Below are 25655 nucleotides of genomic sequence, written 5' to 3' on the forward strand. Positions count from 1 at the left end.
GGACGTATTCGGTGGGCCGGTGGGTCCCCGGTGTCGTCACGACCACGGAGGCCCGGTGCCGGCCCCCTCGCTCGGACTGTGTCAGCCACACGATCAGGGACCTCCCGTGTAGACGGCACCTGCGCCGCCTACACCCCCGACGCTAACCCCGATACGGACGATTCGCTCGGCAGGGGGAAGCGTGTCGGTGAAGATTGCGTTAACGACACCTCGTAAGTACCCCTGAACCCCAGCAAACACAGTCGACTCCGCTGCGTCAGGAGCGCGCGAACCCGTGGATCGCGCGGCGTACGGTCACTCGACCGTGACCGGATACGCGCTCGGTTCCATCGCCGCGCCGCGCAGGCGCCGCAGCACCAGGGTCACGAGCAGCGCGAGGACCGCCATCGCGGCGCTGTACCAGACGACCGCGTCCGGGGCGTCGAAGATGCCGCCGAACAGGCCCGCGACGAGCGCACCGACCGACATGCCCGCGACCTCCTGGGCGGACCACAGGCCGTTCACCCGGCCGAGCAGCGTGTGGGGCGTGTGCGTCTGGATCAGCGAGTAGCGCAGCACCTCCTGGACGGCCCCGAACACACCGACGATCACGAGCAGCACGGCGGTGAGCGCCAGGACGGACGTGAAGCCGACCAGTGCCTGGACGACGAATCCGAGGATCAGTGCGGTGAGCAGCACGCGACCGGGCCGCACCGACCGGCCGAGCCACCCGCTGGTGACCGTGGCTGCGGCGGCACCGAGCGCGATCGCCGCATACATGACGCCGATGGCGACGGCGTTGCCCTCGAAACGCGCGTCGGCGAAGGCCGGGACGAGCACGAGCACACCGCCACCGAGCATCGCGACGACACCGGCGATCATCACGCCACCGACGACGCGTTCGCGGCGCAGGAAGCCGGTCACCGTCTCCGAGGGTGTGTCGGCGTCGTGCCCGGCATCCGAGTTCGGCGGGTTCAGCGCAGGCAGGCCCGAGAGCAGGGTGACGGTCACGGCGGTGCCGATCGCGGCCACCCAGTAGTTCCACGCGACCGAGAACGTCGCGATCACGAGACCGCCGAGCGCCGGGGACAGGACGGCTCCGGCGCGGGCGCTGAGGACGTTGAGCGCGCCGACGGCGACGAGCTGGTCCTTGGGGACGAGCGTGGGCACGACCGCCAGCAGAGCCGCGATGCTGATCGACCCGATCAGGCCGTTGACGACCGTCAGGGCGATGATCGCCGGCACCGAGGGCGACGACAGACCGGCGTTGACGGCCAGTCCTACGAAGGTGAGGCCTGAGACGGTGCGGGCGAACAGGATCAGGAACTTGCGGTTGTAGCGGTCGGCGAGCATGCCGCCGAGCAGCATGCCACCGATCGCAGCGCCCCCTTCGAGCGCGGAGACCAGACCCACCATCGGCGACGATCCGGTCAGGTCGTAGACCTGGATCGGCACGCCGACCATGAGCATCCCGATACCGAAGATCGAGATGGTGCGAGCGATGAAGATCCGGCGGAAGGCCGCGCTCTCGCGCAGCGGCCGCAGATCGAAGAGGGCGCCGTTGCTCATTGCCGGTCCGTCACTCGGACTTCGCGGCGGCGTCGGCGAGCATCGGGGCGATCTCGGCGGTGGCCCACTTCAGCGACAGCGCCGACGGGAAGCCCACGGCGTTCGGCATGCCGGTGTTGCGGGCGAGCGAGACGACCGCGCCACGCTCGACGGCCGGAAGACGGTTCCAGGCCTCGAACTTGGTCAGGTATCCGAGATCGCCGGTGGGCGAGACGACGACGAGCAGGTCGGCATCGAGCTGCGAGATCTCCTCGTAGGACAGCACACCGCGTCCGTCGGCATCGACCTGGAGTGTGTTCGCGTATTCGCTGAGCTCGAGGCCGAGGGAGTTCAGGAACTGTCCGATGCCGCGGTCGTCGGCGGCGAGCACCGACAGCTGGCCACCGGTGTCGCCGATGATCGCGTTGTAGGTCGTGCCCTCGAGTGCGGGGTACTGCTCCTTGGCGGCGTCGAGATCGGCCTCGGCCTGCTCGATGACCTCCTCGGCCTTCTCGGGGATGCCGAGGGCCGATGCGATCTTGCGGGTGGAGTCCTGCCACGGCTCACCGTTGGCGCGGTAGTCGAAGTGGACGACGGGGAACTGCTCGGCGAGCTGATCGTAGGTGTTCTGCTCGAGTCCCCAGAAGCCGGTGGAGACGATGATGTCGGGCTGCAGCGCGGCGATCTGCTCGGCGATCACCGTGGCACCGCCGTCCATGTTCAGCAGCGGCGGGACGTCGGCGCCGAGCGCTTCGGCCTCCCACGGCCAGACGCCGGTGCCGCCGGTCGCGGCGAGGTTCTGGGCATCGACGGGGAGCGCGAGCGGGGTGACGCCCAGCGACAGCAGGATGTCGGCGTCCTGCGGCGACAGCGGCAGGGCCCGGGTCGGGGCGGACTCGACGGTCGTGTCGCCGAACTTGCCGGAGACGGTGACCGGGAACTCGCCGTTCGCAGCCGTCGCGCTGCCGGACGAGCTACCGCTGTCGGTGTCCGAGCCGCACGCCGTGACACCGACCAGCATGGCGGTGGCGGCGAGGGCGACGCCGATCCGGCGCAGTCGCGTGTGGATCCTCATCGATTCTCCTCTGTTGGGGAACAACCAATCGACTCTGTTGTGGAACAACCAATCGGCTCTGTTGTGGAACGATCAGTCGGTTCGTGGAGGGTTGCGGCGAGTTCGCCGATCGACCCGGCGGTGAGGATCGACTCGGCGTCGATCACGTATCCGGCCGCGCGCAGTCCGCCGAGGATCCGCATCACCGAGATGCTGTCGCATCCGAGGTCGAGCAGATCGTCGTCGACGCCGACCTGCTCGATGCCGGTGACCTCGGAGGCGAGGGCGCACAGCAGTTCTTCGGCCGGTGTGGACGGTGCCCGGTGCGCTCGAGGGGCGAGTTCCGGTCGCGGCAGTGCGGCGCGGTCGATCTTGCCGTTGGCGAGCGTGGGCAGGGCGTCCAGGACGACCGTCGCCGACGGCACCATGTAGTCGGGCAGCACCCGCGCCACCGCCCGCCGCAGCGTCTCGGCGTCGAGGGTGTACCCGGCGACCGGGACGACGTATGCGACGAGACGCGCCGTCGCGCCGAGATCGGTGCGGGCGAGCACCACGGCGGTCGCGACGTCCGGTCGCGACGAGAGCACGGTCTCGATCTCGGCCGGCTCGATCCGGTAACCGCGGATTTTGACCTGGTCGTCGCCGCGTCCGCGGTATCGGATGTGTCCGTCGGACGTCCACAGGGCCCGGTCACCCGTGCGGTACATGCGATCACCGGGGAACTCCGGATCGATCGTGTCCGCGACGAAACGGTCGGCGGTGCGACCCGGGTCGGCGAGATAACCGCGGGCCAGTCCACGACCGGCGAGGTAGAGCTCGCCCTCCACGCCGATCGGCGCGGGGCGCATCCACCGGTCGAGGATGTAGGCCCGGGTGCCGACCACCGGTCGGCCCGCGACGGGCGCGTCCGCGTCCGAGGCCCGTGCGACGAGCGCGTCGACGGTGCTCTCGCTCGGCCCGTAGAGGTTGTAGGCGCTCACGCCGTCCAACCCGCGCAGCCGGTCCCACATCGGTTGGGAGACTGCCTCGCCGCCGAAACCGAGCGAGGCCGGGCACCGTCCGTCGTCCGCGAGTCCGTGATCGAGCAGCTGCGCGAGGTGTGACGGGGTGACCTCGACGAAGTCCCAGCGGGATTCGTGGGCGACGCGGACCATCTCGGCCGGGTCGCGCTGGACCTTCTCGTCGACGACGTGCACCGCGTGCCCGTCGAAGAGCCACAGCTGCGGCTGCCACGACGCGTCGAAGGCGAACGACCATGCGTGGCCGACCCGGAGCCGGTCGCGTCCGGTCCGTGCCTGCGTCGGTTCGTACAGATCGGCGCGGTGGCTGTGGAACAGCGCGGTCAGGCCGCGGTGCAGGGCGAGGACCGCCTTGGGTGTGCCGGTGGAACCGGAGGTGTACACGACGTAGGCCGGGTGGTCTGCGCGCAACGGTGCGAGCCGGTCCGCGTCGGTCATCGGCGCGTCGTCGTAACCGGCGACCCGCTCGGCGAGCGTCTCGTCGTCGAGCGCGAGCACCGGCGCGTCCCCTGCGGGCAGCGACGACACGAGTTCTCCGGTGGTGAGCACGACGACGGGCTCCGCAGTGCCGAGGATCGTCGCGAGACGATCGGTGGGAGTGCGCGGTTCGAGCGCGACGTAGGCGCCGCCGGAGACGAGCACCGCGAGCATCGCCGCGATCGTGTCGGCCGTGCGGGGCAGCACGAGCGCCACGCGGGTCTCGGGAGCGACACCGTGGTCGACGAGCAGGCGCGCCCACCGGCGGACCCGGGACGCGAGGTCGGCGAAGGTCCATTCGAGATCGCCTGCCACGAGCGCCGTCTCGTGCGGGTGGCGGGTGGCCGCGTCGTCGAACAGGTCCGCGACGGTAGCGGCTTCGGTGGCCTGTGCCGGTGTGGTCCGCCACTGCTCGAGCCGGGCGCGTTCGTCGGCCGGCAGCACGTCGATGGCGGACAGGCGCCGGTGTGCCTCTCCGCCGGCCAGCGTGCGTAGCACCCGGTCGAGTCCGGCGGCGAGACGTTCGACGGTGCCGCGGTCGTACAGGTCGGAGCTGTACTCGACGACGCCGACGACGGTGTCGGTGCCCGCATATTCGACGAGGTCGAAGGACAGGTCGAACTTCGAGGTCTCCATCGGGTGTGGTTCGGGGGTGACACCCGCGGTGAGCCCACCCGCGCTGCGCGGATCGGGTTCGACGAGATAGACGATCATCACCTGGAACAGCGGGTGCAGGGCGCGCGAGACGGATCGGTCGGAGCCGAGCACCGCGTCGACGACCTGCTCGAACGGCAGGTCCTGGTGGTCGAACGCCTCGAGGTCGGTGCGGCGGATCCGGTCGAGCAGTTCGGCGACGGTGGGGTCGCCGGACAGGTCGGTGCGCAGCACGAGGGTGTTGAGGAAGAAGCCGACGAGATCCTCGAGCTGTGCGTCGCCGCGGCCGGAGACCGGGGTGCCGAGCGGGATGTCCTCGCCGCCACCGTAGGCCGCGAGCAGCACCGCCACCGCGGCCTGGACGACCATGAACATCGAGACGTCCTGTGCGCGTGCGAGTTCCCGCAGTGCGCGCACGACCTCCGGGTCGAGCGCGAACGGCACGGCGCCACCGCGATAGGAGGTGCGGGCCGGACGGGTCCGGTCGGTCGACAGCGGCAGTTCCTCGGGCAGGCCGGCGAGGGCGTCGCGCCAGTAGGCGCGCTCACGCGCGGCGAGCGACTCCGCATCCGCCGGGTCGCCGAGCAGTTCGCGCTGCCACAGCGTGAAATCGGCGTACTGTACGGTGGGTTGCGTCCACTCGGGTGCCTGCCCCGCCTGCCGCAGCGCGTAGGCCGTGGCGAGGTCCGTGAGCAGTGCCTTGGTCGACCACTCGTCGACGGCGATGTGGTGGATCACCAGTGCCACCACGGTGTCGTCCCCGGCGTCGAGGACCGACAACCGCACCGGCAGCTCTGCCGACAGATCGAAGCGGTGACCGATCGCCTCGGCCAGCGCATCGCGGACATCGGCCGCGTCGACCGAACGGTGGTCGGCGACCACGCGGACCTCGTCGGGCGTGAGCACCAGCTGGTGGGCCTGCCCGTCCGAGCTCGGGAAGACCGTGCGCAGCGCCTCGTGGCGCAGGACGACGTCGCGCACGGCGGCTTCGAGTGCCGGGACGTCGACGCGCCCGTGCACCCGCCACGTGACGGGCACGTTGTACACGCCGCCGCGGGCTCCGAGCTGGTCGAGGATCCACAGGCGTTGCTGCGCGTACGACAGCGGCACCATCGCCGGTCGCGGGTCGGTCGCGACCAGCGCGGGTCGGGGCGACGCCTGCCCGGCGGCCGCGCACCGCTGCGCGAGCGACTCCACGGTCGGGGCGTCGAAGACCGTGCGCAGGGCCAGATCCACGCCGAGCTCCGAGCGGATCGCGTTGACGAGCCGGATCGCGGCCAGCGAATGCCCACCGAGCGCGAAGAAGTCGCCGTCGATGCCGACCTCGTCGAGTCCCAGCGCATCGGCGAACAGTGTCGCGATCGTCGCTTCGAGTTCGGTGCGCGGCTGCCGTTCGGATCCGGTGTCGAACTCCGGTGCCGGCAGGGCACTGCGATCGAGTTTGCCATTGAAACTCGTCGGAACCGCGTCGATCACGAGAACCCGTGCGGGCAGCAGGTAATCGGGCACACGTCCGACGAGTGCCTCACGGACCGCCACCGGATCCACCGCGACACCCGCTGCAGGAACGACATATCCGACGAGCACCGAATCGCCTGTGCCGGTCGAACCGGCAGAGCCGGCGGGACCGGGCTTGACCGCCGCTACGGCACGGGCGACACCGTCGACGGCGTCGAGAGCCGCTTCGAGTTCGCCGAGTTCGATGCGCAGACCGCGCAGCTTGATCTGGTCGTCGCCGCGGCCGAGATATTCGAGGTCATCGCGGGCGTCCCACCGCGCGAGGTCGCCGGTGCGGTAGAGCCGGTCGCCGGGATCACCGTAGGGGTCGGCGACGAACCGCTGGGCGGTGAGCGCCGGGCGTCGCAGGTAGCCCTGCGCGACCTGCACTCCCCCGATGTACAGCTCGCCCGGGGTGCCGGCCGGCACGGGACGCAGATACCGGTCGAGCACGTACAGGCACACGTTCGCGCCCGGCCGTCCGATGACGGAACCGCGGGTGGGCGAACCGATCCGGACCTCCGGGTCGGCGTCGAGGGTCACCTCGACCGCGGCTTCGGTCGGGCCGTACAGGTTGTGGACCTTCACCTGCGGCAGCACCTTCGCCGCGCGTTCGACGGTGCGCGGCGACAGTGCTTCACCGCTGCACACGATGCGCCGCAGGTTCGCGGCGTCCGCGGTGGCGGGCACGGCGAGGGTCTCCTCGAGCATCGACGGCACGAAATGGGCGACGGTGATGTTCCCGTCGCGCAGCAGGGTCGCCGATTCGACGGGATCGCGGTGCGCGTCGGGTCCGCCGACGACGACGCTCGCACCGTCGACGAACGGCGCGAACAACTCCCACACCGACACGTCGAAGGTCGCGGGCGTGCGCAGCAGGACCCGGTCGTCGGGCGAGACGGGCAGTTCGCGGCGCACCCATTCCAACCGGTTCGCCACGGCGCGGTGCGACACGGTGACGCCCTTGGGCAGACCCGTCGACCCCGAGGTGTAGATGACGTAGAGCGGGTGGTCGAGGATCAGCGGCGCGATCCGGTCGGTGTCTGTAATCGACTCCGGGCTATGGGCGTCGATGCGGGCACGGACCTCGGCGTCGTCGAGGTCGAGTCGCGGAGGGTCACCGGGCAAGGCGATATCGCTGCACGTCAGCACGACTCGCGGACGTGCGTCACCGAGCAGGTACTCGATGCGCGCGTCGGGCAGCGTGGTGTCGATCGGCTGGTAGGCCGCACCGGACTTCACGACGGCGTGGATCGCGACGACCTGCTCCACGGAGCGGGGCACCGCGACCGCGACGATCGCGTCCGGGCCGGCACCGAGCGCGACGAGTTCACGCGCGAGGCGGTTCGAGGCGGCGTCGAGCGCAGCATGGGTGAGGGTGTGGTCGGCTGCGACGAGAGCCGGCCGTTCGGCGTACTCGGCGGCGCTGCGCGCGAGCACCTCGCTCAGCGGGACGAGAGCGAAGTCGACGCGCTCGCCGGTGCCCACGGCGAGCTGTCCCGCGGTCTCGTCGGCGTCGAGGATCGCGACGTCGCCGATCCGGGCCTCGGGTGCGCTCGCGACCCGCTCGAGCAGCGTGAGCAGCGCAGCGAGCAACGTGTCGGCCGTGGTGGCGTCGAACAGGTCGGTCGCGTACTCCACCGACACGGCGACCTCGCCGGTGTCCGGGGCGTCGACGAAGGTGAGGTTGAGGTCGAACTTGGCGCGGACGTTGCTCAGTGGCTCCCAGCGGGTGGGCACACCGAGCAGGTCGGGCAGCTGCGCGGGGCGCTGCAGGTAGCTCATCATCACCTGGAACAGCGGGTTCCGTCCCTCGACGCGCGGCGGTGCGAGTCGCTCGACGAGCTGCTGGAAGGGCACCTCCTGGTGCGCCATCGCCGCGAGGTCGGTCTCGCGCACCCGGTCGAGGAGTTCGGCGAAGGTGGGTTCGCCGGACAGGTCGGTGCGCAGCACGAGGGTGTTGACGAAGAAGCCGACGAGTTCGTCGAGGACGGTGTCGGACCGGCCCGAGACCGGGGTACCGACGACGATGTCGTCGCCCGCGCCGAGCCGCGAGAGCAGTGCCGCGACGGCCGCGTGCAGCGCCATGAACATCGTGCCGCCGAGGGCATCCGCGACCGCTCGCAGGCGGACGGCGATGTCGGCGGGGACCGTCGCGGTGGTGTTGCCCGCCGCGCCCGTCGGCCGCGCGGGGCGGAGCCGGTCGGTGGGCAGGACGATCTCGTCGGGCAACTGCGCGAGAGTGTCGGTCCAGTAGTCGATCTGGGTGTCGATCCGGCCGGCCTCGATCAGTTCGCGCTGCCACAGCGTGTAGTCGGCGTACTGGACGGGCAGCGGCGACCACTCTGGTGCCGCACCGGCCGACCGCGCGAGGTAGGCGCGGGTGAGGTCGCCGAGCAGCGGCGCGTCCGACCATTCGTCGGTCGCGATGTGGTGCAGCACCACCGCGAGGACGTGCCGGTCGGGCGCGACGCGCACCAGCACGACACGCAGCGGCGGGTCGGTGCGCAGATCGAACGACGCGGTGAGCCGCTCGGTGAGCAGCGCCCGGACGGCGTCCTCGGACTCCGTCTCGTGCAGGTCGAAGCGCACGGCCTCGGCTGTGGACAGGATTCGCTGGTAGGGCGTGCCGTCCTCGGACTCGACGACGGTGCGCAGGCTCTCGTGACGTTCCACGACGTCGGCGACCGCAACAGCGAGGGCATCGGCGTCCACCGCACCGTCGAGACGGGCGACGTGCGCGTAGTGGTAGGCGAGGCTGTCGTCCTGCAACTGCTGGAGCAGCCACAGGCGTTCCTGGGCGGCCGACAGCGGCACCCGGTCGGGGCGCGTCCGCGCGGTGACCGGCGGGAGCGCCGCTGCGGCGCCGGGGATGCGGCGGGCGAGTTCCTCGACGCTGCGGGCCTCGAACAGGTCGCGGATGGTGACGTCCACGCCGAGTTCGGAGCGGATGCGGCCGATGATCCGCATGGCGATCATCGAGTGCCCGCCGAGTTCGAAGAAGTCGTCGTCGGCGCCGACCTCGTCGATGCCGAGGACGTCGGCGAAGATCTCGCACAGGACCTTCTCGGTCTCGGTGCGCGGGGCGCGTCCACCGAGGCCGGTCGCGGCCTGCGGTTCGGGCAGGGCGCGGGTGTCGAGCTTGCCGTTGACGGTCATCGGCACGGAGTCGATGAGCTGCACTCCGGCCGGGACCATGTAGTCGGGCAGCTGGGCACGCAGGTGGGCGACGAGCCGCGAGGACAGATCGGACGGATCACCATCTCCCACCGGAACCGCGTACGCGGCAAGTCGTTTCGTGCCCGGCACGAGCGGGTCGTCGACGGCGATCACCGCGGCGGTGCCGACCTCGGGATGCTCCTCGAGCACGGCCGCGATCTCGTGCAGTTCGACGCGGTAGCCGCGGATCTTGACCTGGTCGTCGACGCGGCCGAGATAGTCGAGGTTGCCGTCGGACCGTCGGCGCATGAGGTCGCCCGTGCGGTACATGCGACCACCGGCCGACCACGGGTCGGCGACGAACCGGTCGGCGGTGAGGCCGAAGCGGTTCAGATAGCCGCGGGCGAGACCGACACCGGCGATGTACAACTCGCCGACGACACCGTCGACGACGGGTCGCAGCCACGGGTCGAGGATGTAGGCGCGGGTCGCGCGGATCGGGACGCCGACCGTGGGGGTCGCGCTGTCGTCGGTGCCACCGCCGAGGGTGTTGATCGTGTACTCGGTGGGGCCGTAGAGGTTGTACCCGAGGGTGCCGCCGGTCTCGCGCAGGCGCGTCCACACCGAATCCGACACGGCCTCACCGCCGAGCAGGACGAGCGGCGGGCGGTGCTGTCCCGGCCCCTCGTCGAGCATGCCGTCCGCGATCAGCTGCGTCGCGTAGGTGGGGGTGACGTTGACGACGTCGATGGCGTGGGTGTTGCAGTACTCGACGAGCGCGGTGGCGTCGCGTCGCAGGTCCTCGTCGCAGACGTGCACCTCGTGGCCCTCGACGAGCCAGAGCAGTTCCTCCCACGACATGTCGAAGGCGAACGACACGGTGTGCGCGACCCGCATCCGGCGTCCGTCCACCGACGAGACCACCGGATCGAAGATCTCGTCCTGGTGGTTGCGCTGCATGTTGGTCAGGCCCCGATAGGGGGTGACCACACCCTTCGGCTTGCCGGTGGACCCGGAGGTGTAGATGACGTAGGCGGGGTGCTCGAGCCGGCCCGGGCGGCCCGGGGCGAACGCGCCGAGTTCGGCGTCGGTCAGCGGCGCGGTATCCGCCGTGAGGGGCTCGTCGAGGCGGATGCTGCGGTCGGCGGGCAGGCCGAGACGATCCTGCACTGCGGTGGTGGTGAGGAACAGCGCCGGTTGCGCGTCGTCGATGACGGTACGCAACCGTTCGTCGGGCTGGTCGAGTTCGAGCGGCAGATAGGCGGCACCGGTGCGCAGGATCGCGAAGAGCGCGACGACGGTGTCGATGCTGCGGGGCAGGCCGAGGCACACGATGGTCTCGGGTCCCGCTCCCCCGTCGATGAGGGTGCGGGCGAGCGCTTCGACGCGTCCGGAGAGTTCGCCGTAGGTGCAGCTCTGCTCACCGGAGACGAGGGCGATGCGGTCGGCGTCGGTCGCGGCGCGCGCGATGAGCATCTCGGCGACGGTGGCGTCCTCGACCTCGGGGATCTCGGCGCGCAGCCGGGCTTCGGTGACAGCATGCTCGGCGGCCGTCAGTGCCGGCACGGACGTGACCGGCAGATCGACGCCGCGGGCGACGAAGCCGAGCAGCGCCACGAAGCGGTCGTGCAGGGCCCGGGCACGCGCTCCGTCGACGACGTCGGGCCGGTAGTCGATCTTGACGTGCATGGTCTGCCCCGGCGACACGACGATCGCGAGGGGGTAGTGGGTGTGGTCGAGGCTGTCCTCGGCGACGATGTCGTGCCGCGCGGACTGCCGGGCCATCTCGTCGGCGTCCTTGAAATTCTGCAACACGAACAGGGTGTCGAACAGTTCGGAATGGCCGACGGCGCGGAGGATGTCGCCGAGCCCGAGATATTCGAACTCCATGCGGTCGGCGTACTCGTCCTGCATGCGGCGCAGCAGCTCCGCGACGGTCTCGGCACCCGACAGACGCACCCGCACCGGGACGGTGTTGAGGAACATGCCGATCACGCGGTCGAGTCCGACGATCTCGGTGGGCCGCCCGGCGACGGTGGAGCCGAACACGACGTCGGTGCTGCCGGATTCGGCGGCGAGGAGCAGGCCGACGACGGCGTTCATCAACGCGTTGAGGGTGACGCCCGTACTGCGGGCCCGGTCACGCAGTGCCGCGGTGAGCGTCTCGTCGATGTACGACTCGATGCGCAGCGGCACGATGGCGGCGCGGTCGCGGGTGGATCCGGCGAGCAGGGTGGGCTTGTCGAAATCGGCGAACTCGTCGCGCCAGGCCTGCTCGGCGGCGGCACGGTCGCGGGCGGCGAGCCACTGCAGGTAGTCGGTGAAACCTGCTTCGGGCGCGGCGATCTCGTCACCGGCGTAGCGGGCGAGGAGTTCGTCGACGAACAGCGCGCCGGACCAGCCGTCCCAGAGGATGAATTCGCGGTTGACGACGAGACGGTCGATGCCGTCGAGATGCAGCAGCAGCATGCGCCACAGCGGCGGGGACGCGAGGTCGAACGGCTGCAGCCGATCCTCCTCGATCAGTTTCTCGGCGCGGGCCTGCTGTTCAGCGGGGGCGAGGTCGGTGAGGTCGACCTCGGTGAACGGCACCTCGAGATCCGCGGCGGCAATGAACTGCACCGGATCGATCAGGCCGTCGTCGGTGAAACCGGCACGCACGGTGGGATTCTCGGCGAGCAGGCGTGCGGCGGCGCGGCGCAGGCGCGCGACGTCGAGGCGGTGGCCGAAGTCGAGCGAGAACTGGGCGGTGTAGATGTCCTTCGACGAGTCGAAGACCGACTGGAAATACAGGCCGCGCTGCAGCGGCGACAGGGGCCAGATGTCCTCGATCCGCGCCGGCGCGATCCGTGCGACGCGGTCGATCTCGTTCTGCGTGAGCGTGACGTGTCCGAGATCGGACGGGGTGAGAGAGGTTCTTCCCGCGGCTGCGTCGGCGCGGCCGAGCAGGTCGTCGAACGCCGCGCGCCATGCCTCGGCAAGCCGGACCACGAGATCGGGGTCGAGCGCCTCGTCGGCGGTGAGATGCACCGCGGCGCCGTCGATTCCCCGTTCGACGTGGATGTCGAGCAGGTAGTCGCCGATGCGGTCTCCGCCGCTCCGCACGAGCACCTGCGGCTGCCCGAGCGGCGCGAGGGCCGGCCCGGCCTGGACGTTGGCGTAGCGCAGCATCGGCCAGCCGATGCCCCGGTCGGGGGCGGCGCGCAGGCGTTCCTTCGCGGTGCGCAGGGCGTCGAGCGGATCGGGGGCGAGCGCCAGTCGTACCGGCGTCGTCCAGTCCAGCGCGCCGACGGTGCGGGTGAGATCGGCGTCGGGGGTCAGGGCGACGCGGCCGTCGCGGACGATGTCGACGAGCAGTTCACCCTCGGCGCTCTCGCGGGTGCTCGCGACCGCGGCTGCGGTCACCGCGGTCCACACATCCGTTGCGTCACCCGAGACGAGTCCGGCCATCGCGGTTGTCGCCGCAGCGTATTCGTCGTCGGTCAGCGTGACGGTCACGGGGGTCCGTGTGCGGCCGGTGGCCGCCGCTGCGGCGAACTCGGCGCCGGGTGCGACGGTGGTCATCCAGTCGGATAGTTCTGCGAGTCGCTGCGGCGAGGCCGCCTGCTCGGTGAAGACGCGGGCGTGGGTGGCCGGTGAGGTGGGCACGGGCGGCAGTGCGATCTGCGTGCCACGCCGGGCGGCGCGCAGGGCACGGTGCAGGTCGGCGGTGACGATCGCCCAGGACGTCTCGTCGACGAGTCCGGCAGGGGCGAGGAACACCAGTTCCCCGGCAGTCTCGTCCGCACCGGTGAGCCGCACCGCGGTCAGGATCCGGCCGGCGGTGGCGTCGGGGCGCAGGGGCAGGTCGGCGGTCGCGGTCCCCGCGGGCAGCGCGGTGTCCGCGACGAGGGTCCGGGCGTCGACGGCGGCGGTGTCGTTCACCGACAGCAGCCACAGCACCGGGGCCGGTGCGGTGAGGGTCGTCCGCAGCGCCGGGTGGTGCGCGACCACGGCGGCGACGGCGGCGACCACGGCGTTCTCGGTGAGATCCTCCGCTGCCGGGATGCGGTATTCGCGCAGGTCGGCATCCACTGAGACTCCGGCGTCGCGGCGTCGCGCGGTGGCCGGCATGAGCGCGAGCGGCCCCGCAATGGTGTCTTCGTGCCCGGCGGCAACGTCGATCCGATCGGCCTCGGAGCTCTCGGCGAGCGACGGTGCCGGGGCGACGTCGAAGGTGCCGAGCGGCGCGTCGAGGTCGTCGAGGATCGCGGCGAGGAAGTCGTCGAGATCGGCGGCGCAGCGCTGTGCGAGCGGTGCGTCGTCGGCGTGACCGCGCAGTCCGATCTCGATCGGGTGCCCGGCCTTCTCGAGCACGAGGATGAATTCGAGTTCGCCGACCGGCCCGGAGGACAGCATGTGCGCCTGCGATTCCCGGCCGACCGAGTACCGCGAGGCAGCTGCGGGCATGATGTTCACGCCGACGGTCGGGGGCCGCCAGTCCGGGTCGATCTCGGCGAGTTCGCGACCGAGATCCTCACCGCGGTACCGGCCGTGCTTGAGCAGGCCGAGCAGTTTGCCGTCGATCACCTCGGCGACGTCGGCCAGACGCGCGTCGTCGGGGACGTCGAAACGCAGAGGCAGGACGCTGGCGACCATCGCGGGTACGGTGCGCAGTTCGCGGGTGCCACGCGCGGTCGTGGGCAGGCTGATCACCACGTCGCGACGGCGGGTGGCCCGGGCCAGATAGGCACCGAGGAGGGCGATGAGCACAGTGGCGGGCCGGGTGCCGTGGGCCTTGGCGTACCGCTCGAGCCGGCCGCGTCCGTCGGCGTCGATGTGCGACCAGGCGACGAGTTCGCCGGGACTCGACAGGCGACCCGAGCCGAGCAGGCGCGTCACCTGCGGGAGGTCGGCGAGTTCGTCGAGCCAGTAGCGGCGGTCGAGTTCGCGCTGTTCGCTCGCGACGTACTCCTCGTCGACGTGCACGTATCGTTCGAGGGTCCACTCCGTGGCGCGGTCGGGTCCCTTTCCCTCGACGTACGCCTTGGTCATCGCGGTGGTCGCCAGGCCGATGCCGTAGCCGTCGTTCACGATGTGGTGGTACTGCTGGTACAGCCGCACCGTGTCGTCGGCCAGGCGGTGGATGGCGAATCGGAACAGCAGGTCGCGGGCGAGATCCTGCGGTTCGCTCATCGTCTCGCGCATCCAGCGGTCGGACGCCGCCGCCGGGTCGTCCTCGCCGCGGAAGTCGATGACGGGCAGGTCCCATTCGCGGGTCGCGCGCGGGACCTGGACGACGTTGCCGTCGGCGTCGATGTGGAAGTTGACGTGCAGGGTCTCCGCGACGTCGAGCACCGAGTGGATCGCCGTGATCATCCGGTCGATGTCGATGTCGTCGCCGATGGTCTCGGTGTACATGCCAGTGTTGTAGAGGTGCCCGGTGGCGTCGAGCTGATGACCGAAATAGATGGTCCGCTGCGCGCGCGTGACGGGATACACCGACTGCATCGAATTTCTCTCTCCCACGGATGCCGCGACGAGCCGCGGGCGCATACCGACTAGCTGATGGTTAGGCTAACCATACTAGGCGCCCGAGGGGGTGCTGAAACCTGCTCCCACCGGCGCGTTCATCGCCGTCGTCCAGGCCTCGGAAAGCGCTCGGATTTCTTCCGAAGGAATTCGTCCGTCCGACCGCATCGTGGCCGTGAATATACGACCGTCCGCCTTGTCCTCGAATCGCACCGACAGCTCGAGGGCGTGCCCGGACGGGGTCCGCCGGTCGGTCGGCACCATGTCGACCCGGACGAGGACGTCGGGCCGGGCCAGCGCCATGAAGGCCGGTGCGGCCTGGGCGTTGAGGTGCCGCAGCAGCGCATATCCCGAACCGTCACCGGGCACGGCGCCCAACGCGGCGGACACGCCGGCCGACACCGCGTCCGGATCGTCGGCGACGGGAACCCGCACGGGCACACCGACGGCGAACGGCCCGAGGGTCCGGGTGCAGTCCGGCTCGCCGTCGGAGAATCCACGTGCGTCGCGTTCGATCTCGACCAGCAACTGTGCCGGCGCGGCCTCGCGGACGCGTGCGACGGCGACTGCCAGCGCGGTCACCGCCGCGACAGCGGGGTCCTGTTCACCGGACGGACCGGCGGTGACCTCGACTGCGGCGATCTCGACCGGATCGCCGACGGGGAGCACCGCGGTGCTCAGCGCGGCGCCCGGGGCGAGGACCTGCGCCCAGTGCGCCAGTTCACCGAACAGCGCCGGGTCCTGCGCCCGCTCGTTGATCCGGGTCGCGAGTCCCCGCGCGGTAGCGGCGGGAACGGCGACCGCTCCCCCGGTCACCGCCGCCGTCAGGTCGGCGGCGAGCACGCCGACGGAGACACCGTCGGCGACGATCGGGTGGAGAGCCACCACGAGGCGACCCGCCTGTCCGGTGGTCAGCAGGACGGTCGAGAGCACCGGTCCGGCTTCGGGGTCGACAGTCGCGGCGGCCTCGATGTGGGCCTGCTGCTCGGCGGCTGCGAGATCGGTGGTCTCGACGACCCGCACCGGCACCTCGTCGGCGGGATGGGTGTCGAGCGACCACAGCACCGACGCCACGCGGGTCAGCCGCATGCGCAGCGCGTCGTGCGCGGCGACCACCGCGCGCACGGCGGCTGTGACCTGTTCCTCGTCCGCCGGGGTGTCGACGGCGAACACGATCGCCGCACCGGCCGGTTCGGTGCCGGTCTCCCGCAGCGCGTGCACGGCCGGCGGGACGGGCACCGGGCCCGGCTCCCGATCGTCCACGGGACCGGCCGGCTGTTCGGCCGTCTCGGCGAACTGTGCGACGGCGGCGAGACCGGCCGGTGTGCGCCACCGGAAGATCTCGCGCGGGCCGAATTCGATGCCCTTGCGACGCGCGGCCGTGACGACCTGCATCGAGACGATGCTGTCACCACCGAGCGCGAAGAAGTCGTCGTCCGGCCCGACGACGTCGAGACGCAGTGCCTCCGCGAACAATTCGCACAGTGCGGCCTCGGCGGCGGTCTCCGGGTCGCGGCGCGTCGTCGCGGCCGGTTGCGGGTCGGGAAGTGCCCTGCGGTCGAGTTTGCCGTTCGGTCCGAGCGGCAGCGCCTCGAGCACGGTCACGGTCACCGGGACCATGTGGTCGGGCAGGGTCGTCGCGGCGTGCGCGAGCAGATCCGCAGGTTCGACGGTGCGCGCGGACAGGGGCACCACATAACCGGCGAGCATGCCGTCGCGCACGACGACGGCACTCTGCGCGACGTCCGGATGCGCGACCAGCGTCGCCTCGATCTCCCCGAGTTCGATGCGCAGGCCGCGGAGCTTGACCTGGCCGTCGGCGCGGCCGATGTAGTCGAGTTCGAGGCCCGCGCCCCGGTCGCGCCACCGCACGAGGTCGCCGGTGCGGTAGAGCCGCTCCCCCGCGTCGCTGTAGGGGTCGGCGACGAACCGACCCGCCGTCAGACCTGCGCGCCGGTGGTAGCCGCGGGCGAGCTGGACACCACCGAGATACAACTCGCCGACGACGCCCGGTGCCACGGGCCGGAGCCGTTCGTCGAGGACGAGGGTGCGGGTGTTGTCGATCGGTCGTCCGATCGGGACCCACGGGATGTCCTGCGCCGGAATCGATGCCGCGGTGACGTCGACGGCCGCCTCGGTCGGGCCGTAGAGATTGTGCAGTTCGGCGTCGACGAGGGTGTGGAAGCGATCGCGGTGGTCGGCGGTCAGCGCCTCACCACTGCAGATCACCCGGGTCAGGCGCAGTGCCCGGTCCTGCTCGGCGGCGAGCACGTCGAGCAGCGCCGCGAGCATCGACGGGACGAAGTGCGCCGTGGTGATCGACTGCCGGGCGATCACGTCGCGCAGATAGTGCGGGTCGCGGTGGCCGTCGGCGGTCGCGACGACGAGCGTGGCACCGGCGATCAGCGGCCAGAAGAACTCCCACACCGACACGTCGAATCCGGACGGGGTCTTCTGCAACACCCGATCGTCGGCCGTGAGACCGTATTCGTCCTGCATCCACCGCAACCGGTTGGCCACGGCGCGATGGCCGACGAGGACGCCCTTCGGGGTTCCGGTGGATCCGGAGGTGTAGAGCACGTACGCCGCGCGGTCGAGGGGCATCGCGGTCGGTGCTGCGACCGGCTCTGCGGGATCGGTACCGACGCAGCCGGATTCGTCGACCTCGAGCACCGGCACGACGGAGTCGAAGGACATCGCCACACCGGCGGCCGCCACGACCGCGACGGGCTGCGCGTCGGAGAGCATGTACGCGAGCCGCTCGGCGGGATAGTTCTCATCGAGCGGCAGATAGGCCGCACCGACGCGGTGGATCGCGAGGAGGGCAACCACGAGTGTGGTGCTGCGTGGGATCGCCACGGCCACGACGGCATCCATTCCTACTCCGGGAACGGAACGCAGGTGTCCGGCCAGAGCGGCGACGGCACGGTCGAGTTCGGCGTAGCTCCACCGCCGTCCGGTGGCGTCGTCGACGAGCGCGAGGGCGTCCGGTGTCGCAGCGACCTGCTGCGAGAACAGCTCGGGGACCGTGTGATCGGGACCGTTGTCGCGGACCGTGCCGATCTCCGCTGCAGCCAATGCCTTTCGGTCGTCGGCGGTGAGCACGCTCAGCTGCGACAGCGAGGTGTCGGGATCCGCCGCGATCTCCGCGAGCAGGACCGTGAGTCGCTGCGCGAATCCGTCGACGGTGTCGTGGTCGAACAGATCGGTCGCGTACTCGATGCGGCCGCGGATCCCGCCGTCGTCGGTCTCGGCGAGGTCGAAGGTCAGGTCGAACTTCGACGTGCCGGTCTCGACGAAGACCGGTTCGGAGTCGAGCCCGGGCATGCGGATCTCGTCGAGACGGTCGCGGTACTGCACCATGATCTGGAACAACGGTTGGCGCGCGAGCGACCGTGCCGGGGCGAGTCGTTCGACGAGCACCTCGAACGGCAGGTCCTGGTGCGCGTAGGCGTCGAGGTCCACCTCCCGGACCCGTGTGAGCAGGTCGCGGACGGTGGGGTCGCCGGACAGGTCGGTGCGCAGCACGAGCGTGTTGACGAAGAAGCCGACGATCCGGTCGAGGGCAGCGTCGGGACGCCCCGCGACGGGAGTGCCGAGGACGATGTCGTCCCCGGCGCCGTGCGCGCGCAGCAATGTCGCGACGACGGCGTGGGTGAGCATGAACATCGTCGCGCCGGATTCGGCGGCGATGTCGGCGAGTGCTTCGCGGGTCCGCGGGTCGACGGTGAACGGGACCGCGCCGCCGCGGTAGCTGCTGACAGCGCCGCGCGGCCGGTCGTGCGGGACGGCGAGCTCCTCGGGTGCTCCGTCGAGGACGCGTGCCCAGTACTCGGTCTGGATCTCACGCAGCGACTCGTCTCCGGTACCGAGACGTTCGTCCTGCCAGAGGGTGAAGTCCCGGTACTGCACCGGCAGCGGCGCCGGAGCGGGCGCCCCGGTGGTCAGGTACGCGTACCAGGCCGACAGATCGGCGACGAGCGGTGTGGCGGACCACTCGTCGGCGGCGATGTGGTGCACGAGCACCATCAGGTGCGCGTCGTCGGGCGCGGTGCGCACGAGGGTCGCGCGGATCGGCAGGTCGTGGGTGAGATCGAACGGGCGTCCCGCTTCCTCGGCGAGCAGCGCGTCGAGATCCGCCCGGGCCGCGTCGACGATCCGCAGGTCGACGGTGCAGTCCTCGGCGGGCAGCACCCGCTGGTAGCCGATCTGCTCGACGTCGTCCTCGTCCGGCTCGGTGAACACCGTGCGCAGCGTGTCGTGCTCAGCGATCAGGTGCTGCAGGGCTCCGCGCAGGGCATCGACGTCGAGAGCGCCGCGCAGCCGCATCGTGTACGGGATGTTGTAGGTCGCCGACGCGCCCTCGAGGCGGAAGAGGAACCACAGCCGGCGCTGCGCGGCCGACATGGGGACGAGTTCGGCGTGGTCGCGGCGCACGAGTTCCGGGCCGGTGACGGTGGCCGGGACCGTTGCCGCGAGTCGCGCGGGGGTGCGCAGGTCGAAGATGTCGCGGATCGACGGGTTCCGGCCGGTGCGCACGCGCAGCGCCGCCGACAGACGTGTCGCGAGGAGCGAATTGCCGCCGAGGGCGAAGAAGTCGTCGTCGGGGCTGACCTGCGGGACACCGAGGAGTTCGGCGAGCACCTCGCACACGGCGCGTTCGTCGTCGGTGGCCTCGCGTGTGCTGTGACTCTGGGCGGGATCGGGCAGGGACGCGCGGTCGACCTTGCCGTTGGGCAGGGTCGGCATGGCGTCGAGCACGAGGAAGACCGCGGGAATCATGTAGTCCGGCACCACGGTCCGCAGATGGTCCTGCAGGTCGGTGGCCGCCGGGCGCGGCGCGGCCGGATCGGCGACGACGTAACCGACGAGCAGATCGGTTCCGGACGCCGACGGGCGCACGGTGACGAGGGCCGCGGTCACCGCCCGGTGGCGCAGCAGCGCGGCCTCGACCTCGCCCGGTTCGATGCGGAAGCCGCGCAGGCTCAACTGGTGGTCGGCGCGCGAGACGAAGTCGAGCTCTCCGGAGGAACTGCGCCGCACCAGGTCTCCGGTGCGGAACAACCGGGCGCCGCTTCCGGTGGGGTCGGCAACGAACCGCGCCGCGGTCAGGTCCGGGCGGCCGAGATAGCCGCGGGCTGACTGCACTCCCCCGACATAGAGTTCGCCGGTCACCCCGTCCGGGACGGGACGCAGATGCCGGTCGAGGATGCGCGCGGTCACGCCGTCGAGGGGGGCACCGATGCGGACGCGGTCGACGCCGGGATCCGGCGCCGTCCAGATCGTGACGTCGCCGGCGACCTCCGACGAACCGTACGAGTTGATCACCCGCGCACCCGGCAACGCCGCGATCACGCTCGTGCCGAGCGGTTCTCCGCTGAGGAACCACGTGTCGACGAGTTCCGCGGCCTCGGGGCTCAGGGCCACGAGGGCCTCGGCGAGGCTCGGCACGGCGGTGAGCATCCGGACGCGGTGCCGGGCGACGAGATCGGCGAGGGCCCCGGCGTCGCGGGAGGCCGTATCGTCCGCGAGAACCATGGTCGCGCCGGAGAGCAGGCCGGCGAACAGTTCGGTGGTTCCGTCGATGAAGCTCAGCGAGCTCTTGGCCAGCCGCACGTCGTTGCCGGCCGGGCGGACGCGTGCCGCCTGCCAGGCCAGCCGGTTCGCCAGCGCCGCAGCGGTTCCCACGACGCCCTTGGGCACACCCGTCGAGCCGGAGGTGTAGACGACGTACGACCCGTCCGCCGGATGCAGCGGCCGGGTGCGGTCGAGGTCGGTCACCGGCGCGTCGGAGTGGCCCTGTGCCGCCTCGGCCAGTGCGGCAAGGGTCAGCTGCGGCGCGTCTCCGGGCACGGCGCCTTCCGTATCGACGAGCACGAGATCGGGTTCGGCGTCGGTGAGCATGAACTCGATGCGCGCGGGCGGGTACGACAGGTCGACGGGCAGGTAGGCGGCACCGGAGAGCACGACGGCGGCCAGGGCCACCACGGCGGCGTCGGAACGTGCCGCCGCGACCGCGACGACACTGCCGGGTCCGATGCCCCGCTCGGCGAGCGCGCGAACCGAACGATGCACGCGCGTCCCGAATTCCCGATAGCTCAGGGTCTCTGGACCGAACACGAGCGCCGGGTGATCCGGGTGGGCGGTGAAGGCCGCCGCGAGCAGATCCGGCAGCAGCTGCGTGGTGGCGGGCACCGCCTCGGCGGTGTCGGCGGCGCGCTCCTCGTCGGTGCGCACGTCGATCGTCGAGAGGTGTCGCGGTTCGGGTTCGGCGAAGGCCGCGAGCACCGACAGCAGACGCTGCCCGAGGGTCCGTACGCTCGTACGGTCGTAGAGGTCCTCGGCGTACTCGAAGCGGATCGACAGACCGTCGGTCGCGTCGACGAAGTCGACGGTGAGATCGAACTTCGACGTGCCGGTGGACAGATACGACACGGTCGCGGTGGTGTCGCCGATCTGCGGGACGACCGGTTCGGTGCGGTACTGCACCATCGTCTGGAAGAGCGGGTGCCGCGCGAGCGACGGGGTGACACCGACGGCGTCGACCACCTCGTCGAAGGGCACCTCCTGATGGGCGAGGGCGGCGAGGTCGGCGCGCCGTACGCGCGTCAGGATCTCGGCGGTGTCGGGATCGCCGGACAGATCGGTGCGCAGGGCGACGGTGTCGACGAAGAAGCCGACGATGTCCTCGAGCCCACTGTCGGCGCGACCCGCGACGGGCGCGCCGAGCACGATGTCGTCGCCCGCCCCGAGGGCGGTGAACAGAGCGGCCACCGCGGCGTGGGTGAGCATGAACATGCTCGTCCCGGAACGGGTGCACGTATCCCGCAGGGCCGCAGTCAGTTCCGAACCCACCTGCACGTGCACCTCGCCACCGCGGTGACTCGGCACCGCGGGTCGCGGACGGTCGTGCGGCAGGACGAGTTCCTCGGGTGCCCCGGCGAGGGTGGAGCGCCAGAACGCGAGGTCGCGGTCGCGGAGTGCGGCGGCGGCCGGGTCGTCGGCGAGTCCGCGCTGCCACACCGCGAAGTCCGCGTACTGGGGACGCGGAGCGTCGTCGGGCACACGACCCGCCGAGAGATCCGCACAGGCGGCGGCGAGGTCGGCGAAGACCGTCTCGGCCGACCACTCGTCGCCCGCGATGTGGTGCACGACGAGCAGCAGCACGGCATCGTCCGGTGCGCGCCGCACGAGATGTGCACGGAACGGACGATCCTGTCCGAGATCGAAGGGTGCCCGCGCGGCCGCGTCGAGAAGCGTCCCGGCGTTCCCGTCGCGCGCCTGGGCGACCTGCAGGATCGTCGACGGCGTGTCGGTGACGACCTGCACGGGCTCACCCTCGACGACGTCGACGACGGTGCGCAGCACCTCGTGCCGGGCAGCGACGTGCACCAGGGCACGGTCGAGCAGGTCGGCGTCGAGCCGGCCGCGCAGTTCGAGGGCGAAGGGGATGTTGTAGGTCGGCGACGCCCCTTGGGCGCGGTCGAGGAACCACAGGCGTTGCTGGGCCGACGACAGCGGGATCCGCGCCGGTCGCGGTCCTGCGACGAAGCGGGGACGTGCCGGACTCGCGCCGTCGACCACCACCGCCAACTCGGCCACGGTGGGAGCGTCGAAGACGTCGCGCAACGACACCTCGACGTCCAGCGCCGAGCGGATCCGCGCGACGAGACGGGTGGCGGACAGCGACGTTCCGCCGAGGGTGAAGAAGTCGGCGTCGACACCGACGGCCGGGAGTCCGAGCAGGTCGGCAAAGACACCGGCGAGGGTGTGTTCGGTGGCGGTCTCGGGATCGCGCCCGGTGTCGGGGGCACCGATCTCCGGGGTGGGCAGTGCCTTGCGGTCGACCTTGAGGTTCGCGGTGAGCGGGAACTCGTCGAGCGCGACCGTCACGGACGGCACCATGTACTCGGGCAGACGCGTGCGGAGGAAGTCGTGCAGCGCCGCGGTGTCGACGTCGGTGCCGGTCACGTAACCCACGAGACGGGCCGCACCGGTGGCGTCGGGCCGGGCGACCACGACGGCCTGCGTCACGCCGGGGAAGTGCGCTGCGGCGGTTTCGATCTCACCGAGCTCGATGCGGTGTCCGCGGACCTTGACCTGGTCGTCTCCGCGTCCGAGATACTGCAGGGTACCGTCGGCAGTCCAGCGCACGAGATCGCCCGTGCGGTACATCCGGCCGGCGCCGAAGGGATCGGCGACGAAGCGGGTGGCGGTGAAGTCGGGGCGGCCGCGGTAGCCGCGCGCGAGCTGCTGCCCCACGACGTACAGTTCGCCGGCCGCGCCGACCGGCACGGGCTGCAACTGCCGGTCGAGCACGCGCACACCGGTTCCCGGATAGGGGCGCCCCACCGATCCGGTCCACGGCAGACCCGGCGCGACCGGCGCGGAGGTGCACCACACCGTCGCCTCGGTGGGTCCGTACATGTTGACGGCCGAACGTGCTCGCGCAGCGAGGGTTCCGGCCAGGGAAGCGGGCAGGGACTCGCCGCCGACGAGCACGTCCGCACCGGCGAGATCCAGAGCGTCGTGCTCGACGATCGCGCCCCACAGCGACGGAGTGGCCTGGATGCAGTTCACCGACTCGGTCGCGGCGAGTGTGGCGAGGGCCGCCGGATCGCGCGCCTCGTCGTCGCCCGCGAGCACGACGGTTCCGCCGCGGCACAGCGGCACGATCAGTTCGAGCACCGAGATGTCGAACGACAGGGTGGTCAGGGCGAGAAGCCGGGTGTGCGTATCGATTCCGGCGAGACCGGTCGCGGCGTCGACGAACCGGGCAAGTGCGCCGCGCGAGAGGACGACACCCTTCGGCCGGCCGGTCGATCCCGAGGTGTAGATGACGTAAGCGGACTGGTCGGGCACCACCCGCTCCGAAGGAGCGTCGCCGACGGGGGCGTCGCCGCGCCAGTGCAGGCGGTCGTCGCGGAAGCTCGCAGTGGCGGCCGGGGTCGACGCGCGGAGACGGTCGGCGAAGTCGTCGGTGGTGAGCAGGATCGCCGGTCGCGCGTCGTCGAGCATGTACTCGAGTCGCTCGGCGGGGAAGGCGGGATCGAGCGGCAGGTACGCCGCGCCCGTCCGCAGCACGGCGAGGAGCGCGACCACCATATCGGCGGTGCGCGGCAGGGCGAGCGCGACCGTCACCTCACGTCCCGCCCCGGCGCGCGCGAGTTCGTCTGCGACGGCATCGATGCGCGCGTCGAGTTCGGCGTAGGTGAGACGTTCGGCGCCGGCGACGAGCGCGGGCGCGGCACCGGCGGCGGCCACCTGCTTGTCGAACAGATCCATCGGGTCGGGCGCGACGGACTCGGATATGGTTCCGTGCCAACGGGTTTCGAGTTGGTCTCGGAAATTCGAATCCAGCAGGTCCGCGTGGGCGAGCGGGCGTTCGTCCGCGTCCTCCCGAGCGGCGAAGGTGAGCAGTCGCGTGATGGCCGCGGCGTGACCGGCGACCTCCTCAGCGGTGTACCGGTCGGCGTCGGCGTCGAGGGTCAGTTCGAGTGCGCGGGTGCTGTCGACGCGACGGGCGACCACCGCGAGGTCGTGGACGGGACCGCGCGCGAGCGAGTGGACGGTGGCGGTCGCGTCGCCGAACCGCACGGTGTCGCCGAACGGCTTGATGTTGACGGTGGGTCCCACCGGACCGGGGCTGGTCGCGGGCAGACACAGGTCGCGGTGGATGTCCTCGCCCCGGTAGCGCGTGTGGCGTCCCTGCGCAGCGACAGTGGCGCGCACGTCGGCGGCGAGCGCCGCGAGACTTGCCGCCGGGGCAACCTCGAGGCGGAGGGGCACGACATTGACGGCGGTGGTGAGCACCTTCGCGGCGACGCTGCCCATCCGGTTCATGGCCGGGAAGCCCAGTACCACGTCGCGGACCCCGGTGACCCGGGTGAGATAGGCGGCCGTCGCAGCGGCGACGAAGTCGGGCCAACCCACCCCGGCGCGGCGTGCCGCTGCGTCGAGCGCCTCGGCGACGTCCCCGGGGACCTGCACCGATTCGGTGACCACCGCGCGGGCGAGCGAGGACGCGGCGGGTACCGCGGTCTCTGCGAGTCCGAGTGCATCGGGGGCGCCGCGCAGCGTCTCGGTCCAGAAGTCGCGGTCGGCGGTGATGCGATCGCCGCTGCGATACTCGCTGTCCTCGGCGACGACCTGCTCGACGGAACCGAAGGTCGCGGGCGAGATCTCCTCGCCGCGCACCAGTGCGGTGTACACGGCGACGATGCGACGTTCGATCAGGCTGTAGCCGTAGACATCGAGCAACGAGTGATGGGCGCGCAGGAACAGCAGCACACGGTCCGATCCGAGGACGAAGACCCGGGCGCCGATGCCGGCTTCGGTAGTGGGATCCATCGGCACGCGCAGGATCGCACGCATCGTGTCGACGGCCGTCCGCCGCGGATCGGCATCCGCCGTGAGGTCGGTGACCTCGACGTCCGGTGCCGGATGGGCACCGGGGAACTGGACGGGCGCCTCGTCGACGACGGCGATCCGAGCGCGCAGTTCGGCGGACTCGGCGAAGACCGTGTGGACGGCGCGGGCGAGAACCGCCGGATCGATGTCGCCGTCGATCTCGAGGAAATGCCCGGTGACGAGTGTCGCGTTGGATGGGTCGATCGTCTGCGCGAACCACATTCCCGACTGGGCAGCAGTCAAGGGCAGAGGCACGATCGATTCCACGGGTACTCCTCGACATTCCTGGACCCGCCCCCTCGGATCCGCCCCTCCGTCCGGATATAGTTAGGGCCGCCTAACCATAC

General features: G+C 71.2%; 4 protein-coding genes. All 4 read right to left on the reverse strand.

The genetic code is table 11. The features are described from left to right. Positions 1 to 294 precede the first annotated feature (294 nt). Positions 295 to 1548 (reverse strand): enterobactin transporter EntS, encoded by a 1254-nt coding sequence (gene entS, locus ACNJ7K_RS03140; RefSeq protein WP_487041177.1) that lies wholly within the window; start codon positions 1546 to 1548, stop codon positions 295 to 297. Between the two features lie 10 nt (positions 1549 to 1558). Next, positions 1559 to 2602 carry an ABC transporter substrate-binding protein gene (locus ACNJ7K_RS03145; protein WP_120281754.1) on the reverse strand — a complete coding sequence of 348 codons (1044 nt, stop codon included), beginning with the start codon at positions 2600 to 2602 and terminating at the stop codon, positions 1559 to 1561. Beyond that, positions 2599 to 14877: an amino acid adenylation domain-containing protein gene (locus ACNJ7K_RS03150; protein WP_487041178.1), complete on the reverse strand. Its 12279-nt coding sequence runs from the start codon at positions 14875 to 14877 to the stop codon at positions 2599 to 2601. Before ACNJ7K_RS03150 ends, ACNJ7K_RS03145 begins: the two co-directional genes overlap by 4 nt. Before the next feature lie 75 nt (positions 14878 to 14952). Next, the gene (locus ACNJ7K_RS03155; protein ID WP_487041179.1) at positions 14953 to 25575 is read right to left on the reverse strand and encodes an amino acid adenylation domain-containing protein; all 10623 of its coding nucleotides are present in this window, start codon (positions 25573 to 25575) and stop codon (positions 14953 to 14955) included. Positions 25576 to 25655 lie beyond the last annotated feature (80 nt).

Source organism: Rhodococcus shunpengi, from assembly GCF_048381395.1.
Lineage (GTDB): Bacteria > Actinomycetota > Actinomycetes > Mycobacteriales > Mycobacteriaceae > Rhodococcus.

What these genes read in the sequence shown, in the direction of transcription:
- entS (WP_487041177.1), bottom strand. Translation starts at nt 1,548, where the DNA reads ATGAGCAACGGCGCCCTCTTCGATCTGCGGCCGCTGCGCGAGAGCGCG.
- ACNJ7K_RS03145 (WP_120281754.1), bottom strand. Translation starts at nt 2,602, where the DNA reads ATGAGGATCCACACGCGACTGCGCCGGATCGGCGTCGCCCTCGCCGCC.
- ACNJ7K_RS03150 (WP_487041178.1), bottom strand. Translation starts at nt 14,877, where the DNA reads ATGCAGTCGGTGTATCCCGTCACGCGCGCGCAGCGGACCATCTATTTC.